This window comes from Aeromonas tecta (assembly GCF_000820185.1).
GTDB classification, from domain to species: Bacteria; Pseudomonadota; Gammaproteobacteria; order Enterobacterales; family Aeromonadaceae; genus Aeromonas; species Aeromonas tecta.
Genome location: NZ_CDCA01000045.1, coordinates 207,394 through 213,621, shown reverse-complemented (window position 1 = coordinate 213,621; position 6,228 = coordinate 207,394). Strand labels below are relative to the sequence as shown.

Below are 6,228 nucleotides of genomic sequence, written 5' to 3'. Positions count from 1 at the left end.
GATCTGGGCCATCAAGGGGAGGGCGGGGATATCAGGGTTTTATCAAGGTGATGAGTGATAAATGAGTCAACTTGCTGTTTTTAAATCGGTTTTATGAATGCTTTAGCTGAGCTTAAAAAAGTTCACTCATGATTTTATCCCTTAGCGGGTCTTTATGTTTTCCGGTGGCGAGAGGCCTAGGCTGTGCCCATTCGTTGGTGGGCCTTGTACCAAGCCTGTGTGTGGCGGCCCGACCTTTCATAGCACCGGAGATTTTATGTCCCTAGATACGAGCAAGAAGATTGGCCTCATCGCCTGTACAGGTGTAGTGGCCGGCAACATGATGGGGAGTGGCATCGCGCTGCTGCCTTCCGCCCTGGCCACGATCGGTTCCATTTCAATCTTCAGTTGGGCTATCTGCCTGGTCGGCGCCATGGGCCTGGCCTTCGTGTTCGCCCGCCTCGCCACCAAGAATCCGCAAGAGGGCGGCCCCATCGCCTATGCCGGCGAGATCTCCCCGGTATTCGGTTTCCAGACCGGCGTGCTCTACTACCATGCCAACTGGATTGGCAACCTGGCCATCGCCATCACCGGCGTCTCCTACCTCTCCGTCTTCTTCCCCATCCTCAACAATCCGATTCCGGCGGCCGTGGCCACCATAGCGGCGGTGTGGATCTTCACCTTCGTCAACCTGCTTGGCGGTAGCTGGGTGAGCCGTCTCTGTACCCTGGGACTGGCGTTGATCCTGCTGCCGGTGGTGGGCACCGCCCTGGTGGGCTGGGGACATTTTGATACCACCATTTACAGCCAGAACTGGAATACCACCAGCGGCAGCGATCTGCACGCCGTCATCAGCGCCGTGCTGATCTGCCTCTGGTCCTTCGTCGGGGTGGAGTCTGCCGCCGTCTCCTCCGGCATGGTGAAAGACCCCAAGCGCACCGTGCCGCTCGCCACCATGCTGGGCACCGGCATCGCCGGCGTCATCTACATCCTCTCCACCCAGGTGATCAGCGGCATGTTCCCGGCCGGTGAAGTGGCGGCCTCGGGCGCGCCCTTTGCCATGGCCTCTTCCGCCATCTTCGGTGACTGGTCAGCGCCTTTCGTTTCCGCCTTCACCGCCCTGGCCTGCTTCACCTCGCTCGGTTCCTGGATGATGCTGGTGAGCGAGGCGGGCAAGCGTGCCGCCCACGATGGCAACTTCCCGAAGATCTACGGTGAACTGGACAAGAACGGGGTGGCCAAGAAGGGTCTGATCCTCGGCTCCCTCAAGATGACCGCGCTGATGATTGGCCTGACCGCCTTCACCTCCCGCTCCGCTCACGCCGCCGATCTGTTCAACGTGCTGACCACCGATGCGGTGCTGCTGACCATGCTGCCCTACTTCTACTCCAGTATTAACCTCATCCGCTTCGAGGGCATGACCTCCCGCAGCATCGGCACCATGCTCTTCTCCGGCGTCGCCTGCGTGTTCTGCCTGGTGGCCCTGATGGGCGCCAAGGGCTCCAACCTCACGGCCACCTTCGTGGTGTCGCTCATCATCCTGATGTTCTACGCCAAAAAACAGGGCCTGCGTCAGCACGACGCCCTGCTCAAAGAACAAGCCAGCCACTAATACCGTTTCCCTTTTCCGAGCGCTCTTCACTCACCATCCCTGATGGAGAGCGCCCCTCTACGTGTGGAGTATCACGATGAATATCATTGCCATCCTCAATCACCTTGGCGTGTTCTTCAAAGAAGAACCCATTCGCCAGCTGCAGGCCTCCCTCGAGCGCAAGGGCTTTCAGGTGGTCTACCCGGTCGACGTCGCCGACTTGCTGAAGCTTATCGAGAAGAACCCCCGTGTCTGCGGCGCCATCTTCGACTGGGACAAATATTCCCTCGGCCTGTGCAAGGAGATCCACGATCGCAACGAGAAGTTGCCGATCTTCGCCTTCGCCAACGACCAGTCCACCCTGGACATTCACCTGACCGACCTGCGCCTGAACGTGCACTTCTTCGAGTACCGTCTCGGCATGGCCGATGACATCGCCCTCAAGATGGGGCAGGCCACCCAGGAATATCAGGATGCCATACTGCCGCCCTTCACCAAGGCGCTGTTCAAGTACGTGGAAGAGGGTAAATACACCTTCTGCACCCCGGGTCACATGGGGGGTACCGCCTTCCAGATGAGCCCGGCCGGCAGCATCTTCTATGACTTCTACGGCCCCAATGCGTTCAAGGCGGATGTCTCCATCTCCATGCCGGAGCTCGGCTCCCTGCTGGATCACTCAGGCCCGCACAAGGAGGCCGAGGAGTACATCGCCCGTACCTTCAACGCCGATCGCTCCTACATCGTCACCAACGGCACCTCCACCGCCAACAAGATCGTCGGCATGTTCTCGGCGCCGGCGGGCAGCACTGTGCTGGTGGATCGCAACTGCCACAAGTCACTGACGCACCTGATGATGATGAGCGACCTGACCCCGCTCTATTTCCGCCCGACCCGCAACGCCTACGGCATCCTGGGTGGCATCCCCCAGAGCGAGTTCAGCCGTGAAACCATCGCAGCCAAGGTGGCCGCGACCCCGGGTGCCCAGGCGCCGCGTTACGCCGTGATCACCAACTCCACCTATGACGGCCTGCTCTACAACACCGGCTTCATCAAGCAGAGTCTGGATACCCCCTACATCCACTTCGACAGTGCCTGGGTGCCCTACACCAACTTCAACCCGATTTATGAAGGCAAGTGCGGCATGAGCGGCGAGGCCATGCCGGGCAAGGTGTTCTACGAGACCCAGTCCACCCACAAGCTGCTGGCGGCCTTCTCCCAGGCCTCGATGATCCACATCAAGGGTGACGTGGAGGAGGAGACCTTCAACGAAGCCTTCATGATGCACACCTCCACCTCGCCCCAGTACGGCATAGTGGCGTCCACCGAGATCTCCGCCGCCATGATGCGGGGCAACACCGGCAAGCGACTGATCAAGGACTCCATCGATCGCGCCATCTCCTTCCGCAAAGAGATCAAGCGACTGCGGGATCAGAGCGAAGGCTGGTTCTTCGACGTCTGGCAGCCGGACGACATCGACACCGTCGAGTGCTGGAAGCTGGATCCGAAAGATGACTGGCATGGCTTCAAGGACATCGACGATGACCACATGTATCTGGATCCCATCAAGGTCACCCTGCTGACTCCGGGGATGAATCGCCAGGGTGAGCTGATGGAGCGTGGCCTGCCGGCGTCGCTGGTCTCCAAGTTCCTCGACGAGCGCGGCATAGTGGTGGAGAAGACCGGCCCCTACAACTTGCTGTTCCTGTTCTCCATCGGCATCGATCAGTCCAAGGCGATGCAGCTGCTGCGCGCCCTGACCGAGTTCAAGCGCGGTTATGACCTGAACCTGACCATCAAGAGCATCTTGCCGAGCCTCTATCGCGAAGACCCGAGCTTCTACGAAGGGATGCGCATCCAGACCCTGGCCCAGAACATCCACGCGCTGACCAGCAAGTACCGCCTGCCGGAGCTGATGTTCAAGGCGTTCGACGTGCTGCCGGAGATGAAGATGACCCCGCACGCCGCCTGGCAGCAAGAGCTGGCCGGCAACGTGGTGGAGGTGCCGCTGCGTGACATGGTGGATCGCATCAGCGCCAACATGATACTGCCCTACCCGCCGGGAGTACCGCTGGTGCTGCCAGGGGAGATGGTGACCAGCGATTCTCTGCCGGTGCTGGAGTTCCTGGAGATGCTGTGCGAGATCGGGGCTCACTACCCGGGTTTTGAAACCGACATCCACGGCCTCTATCGTCAGGCCGATGGCAGCTACACCGTCAAGGTGCTGCGTTAATCAGACAACAACGGGCCGCAAGGCCCGTTTTTCCCTGCGGGGTTTCTCATTTGGGTGAGTCGCCATCATGAAGCGAGTGCTTTCCATTCAATCCCACGTGGTGTTCGGCTGCGCCGGCAACGGGGCCGCCGTGTTTCCCATGCGCCGTATGGGGCTTGAGGTGTGGCCCGTCAATACGGTGCAGTTCTCCAATCACACCCAGTATCAGGCGGGTTGGCAGGGGATGGTGATGCCCGCCGGTCATATCAGCCAGCTGATGGCGGGTCTCGCCGACATCGGCGTGCTGGGGCAGTGCGATGCATTGCTGAGCGGTTACCTCGGCTCGGCCGAGCAGGGGGAGGAGATCCTGGCGGCAGTGGCCAGACTCAAGGCGCTCAATCCACAGGCGCTCTATTTTTGTGACCCCGTCATGGGTCACCCGGACAAGGGGTGCATCGTCGCCCCCGGTGTCAGCGAATTCTTCAAAAACCGTGCCTTGCCCCAGGCCGACATGCTGGCGCCCAATCTGCTGGAGCTGGAGCAGCTCACCGAGCGGACGATAACCAATGTGCCCGAGGCGCTGGCCGCCTGCCAGCAACTGCGCGAGCAGGGAGTCAAGCTGGTGATGGTCAAACACCTGGGACGGGCCGCGTTTGACCTGGACAGGTTCGAGATGTTGCTGGTGTGCGAGGCAGGGGCCTTTCATATCTCCCGCCCCCTCTATGCCTTTTCGCGCCAGCCCATCGGGGTGGGGGACTTGCTCAGTGCCACCATGCTGGCCAATCTGCTGACGGGACATGATCCCGTGCTGGCGTTCGAGCTGACCAACGCCAGCGTGGATGCGGTGCTGGCCCAGACCTGGCTGGCCAGCGCCTATGAGCTGCAACTGGTGGCGGCGCAACAGGCGCTGGCCGCGCCCCGGGTGCGCACCCGGGCCACCCCTCTTATGTCAGGCAGTTAGCCGGCGCGGCGCGCCAGCTGCACCCCTTGACGGACGGTGAGTGGCTTGGCGTGCGGCTTGGGCGTGCAGGCCAGTTTGAGGCGACGCCACTCCCTCCACAGCAACCAGCACAGCGGCAAGGTGAGCAGCAGCACGGTGGCGGGCTGAGCCATCAGTACCCCATCGCGGCCCCATTGCAGCGGCAGCAGGACGATGAGCGGCAGCAGCAGCAGGGTCTTGGCGGCGGAGATGATCAGCGCCTGCTTGGTGCGGGCCATGGATTGCAGCAGCACTATGCCGAACATGATGATCCCCTCCAGCGGAATGGCGCCGAGATTGAGGGTCAGGCTGCTGACGGCGGCAGCGATCAGCTCCTCATCCTGGGTGCCGGTGTAGAGCATGGCCACCTGGCGCGGCAGCAGCTGGATCAGCAGCCAGACCACCATGCCGTAGATCAAGGTTACCTTGAGCCCCATCTCCATCAGGAACTTCAGGTCCCGATGGCGCTTGGCCCCCGCCGCCTGGCTGACCAGCGGCTGGATGCCGAAGGCCAGCCCCTGCAGGATGACGATGAACACCGCCTCGGTGTAACCGGCCACGGTGAAGCCGGCCAGATCCTTGATGGAGCCATAGACCATCAGCTGGCTGTTGTGCAGCAGCAGCAAGAGTCCCAGGTTGAACTGGGCGATCAGGCTCGGCAGACCGCTGAACAGCAAGCCGGGCATGGCGGGAAACTCGGGCACCAGATCGCGCAAGGAGATACGCAGTTTGGCGTGGGAGGTGAAGAAGTAGCCCAGCCCCAGCAGGCTGACGATGCCCTCGGCGATCAGGGTCGCCTGGGCCGTGCCTACCAGCCCCAATCCCAACCGGCCCACCATCACATAGTTGAGGGCAATGTTGAGGAGGGCGCCACTGCTGACCAGGATCATGGCCAGCTTGGGGCGGCCATCGTTGCGCAGCAGATAAGGCACCGCCAGGTTACTGGCCAGCAGCAGGGTGCCGCCACCAATCCAGCTGAGGTAGTCGCTGGCCTGCAGCCAGGTCTCGGTACCTTGTTCAATCCCCAGCGCCAGCAGGATGTCGATGTGCCAATGGTGCAGCAGCAAGGGCGCCACAACGCCCAGCCCCACCAGCAGCCAGAGCGCATTGACCAGTGCCTGGCGAGCCTGTTTGAGGTTTCTTGCCCCTTGCTGGAAGGAGATGGCGGTCGCGGCCCCCATGGCCACCATGGCGGCGAGGCCGATCAGCACCATGATGACCGGGTAGACCAGGTTGATACCGGCGAGACCGGCGGCGCCCACGTAGTGGCCGACGAAGATGCCATCGACCAGGTAATAGGCGCCGGAGACCAGCATGGCGAGGATGGAGGGGAAGGCATAGCCCCAGAAACGGCGGGTCATGGCCCGTTGGCGCAGGGTGAAGTAGGCAGACATATCTGTTCTCTTGAGGAGTTCGATTATCGAGCAGACAGTCTAGATTAATATTATTTTGTTGATAATCGGCTTTCTA

The 6,228-nt window shown here is 61.4% G+C and carries 4 protein-coding genes; 3 read left to right on the top strand and 1 reads right to left on the bottom strand.

The genetic code is table 11. The annotated features are described in order from the left end of the window. The first annotated feature begins 256 nt into the window (after positions 1-256). The 3 genes from cadB to pdxY all read left to right on the top strand — a co-directional run bounded on the left by cadB (position 257) and on the right by pdxY (position 4,740). The gene (gene cadB, locus BN1137_RS20475) at positions 257-1,591 is read left to right on the top strand and encodes a cadaverine/lysine antiporter (protein ID WP_050720357.1); all 1,335 of its coding nucleotides are present in this window, start codon (positions 257-259) and stop codon (positions 1,589-1,591) included. A gap of 76 nt (positions 1,592-1,667) precedes the next feature. Then, positions 1,668-3,800 (top strand): lysine decarboxylase CadA, encoded by a 2,133-nt coding sequence (locus BN1137_RS20470; RefSeq protein WP_050720356.1) that lies wholly within the window; start codon positions 1,668-1,670, stop codon positions 3,798-3,800. Positions 3,801-3,867: 67 nt separating this feature from the next. Next, positions 3,868-4,740: a pyridoxal kinase PdxY gene (pdxY, locus tag BN1137_RS20465; RefSeq protein ID WP_050720355.1), complete on the top strand. Its 873-nt coding sequence runs from the start codon at positions 3,868-3,870 to the stop codon at positions 4,738-4,740. Here pdxY and BN1137_RS20460 read toward each other — a convergent pair. Beyond that, entirely contained in the window at positions 4,737-6,152 is a 1,416-nt protein-coding gene (locus tag BN1137_RS20460) for an MATE family efflux transporter (protein ID WP_050720354.1), read from the bottom strand. The two genes, pdxY and BN1137_RS20460, sit on opposite strands and share 4 nt — an antisense overlap. Between the last annotated feature and the right edge of the window lie 76 nt (positions 6,153-6,228).

Bases quoted from the DNA above. Each gene is read 5' to 3' on its own strand.
- cadB (WP_050720357.1), top strand. From the start codon at position 257: ATGTCCCTAGATACGAGCAAGAAGATTGGCCTCATCGCCTGTACAGGT.
- BN1137_RS20470 (WP_050720356.1), top strand. From the start codon at position 1,668: ATGAATATCATTGCCATCCTCAATCACCTTGGCGTGTTCTTCAAAGAA.
- pdxY (WP_050720355.1), top strand. From the start codon at position 3,868: ATGAAGCGAGTGCTTTCCATTCAATCCCACGTGGTGTTCGGCTGCGCC.
- BN1137_RS20460 (WP_050720354.1), bottom strand. From the start codon at position 6,152: ATGTCTGCCTACTTCACCCTGCGCCAACGGGCCATGACCCGCCGTTTC.